Source organism: Bacillus sp. HY001 (assembly GCF_007558965.1).
GTDB classification, from domain to species: domain Bacteria; phylum Bacillota; class Bacilli; order Bacillales; family Bacillaceae_G; genus Bacillus_A; species Bacillus_A mobilis.
In genome coordinates this window covers 1-296 of record NZ_VLTE01000342.1, presented here as the reverse complement: position 1 = coordinate 296, position 296 = coordinate 1, and the positions used below count along the sequence as shown (strand labels likewise).

The 296-nt window shown below is 38.5% G+C and carries 1 protein-coding gene; it reads left to right on the top strand.

The genetic code is table 11. The features are described 5' to 3' along the window. On the top strand, positions 1-261 hold a 261-nt coding region (locus FOT98_RS31625), incomplete at its 5' end, for a zinc ribbon domain-containing protein (RefSeq protein ID WP_144291287.1). Between the last annotated feature and the right edge of the window lie 35 nt (positions 262-296).

Sequence of the window (296 nt, the reverse complement as noted above, 5' to 3'; positions counted from 1 at the left end):
GCATTTTCATTTCAAAAACTAAACTTCTTCTTTCAATGTTTATCATACAAGTGCGAGAAGTATGGCATTGCGTATGTAAAAGCTGATAAATGGTTCGCCTCAAGCAAGATTTGCTCATGTTGCGGAGTTAAATACGACCATTCAGTTCAACCAGAAGGACAGTGGAGTTTAAAGATTCGTGAATGGGACTGTGTTGGGTGCAATAGCCATCACGATAGGGATGTAAATGCGTCGATAAATTTATCAAGATGGGTAAAATAAATGCTTGATAATAGGAGGTAACGATACTGCCTCGT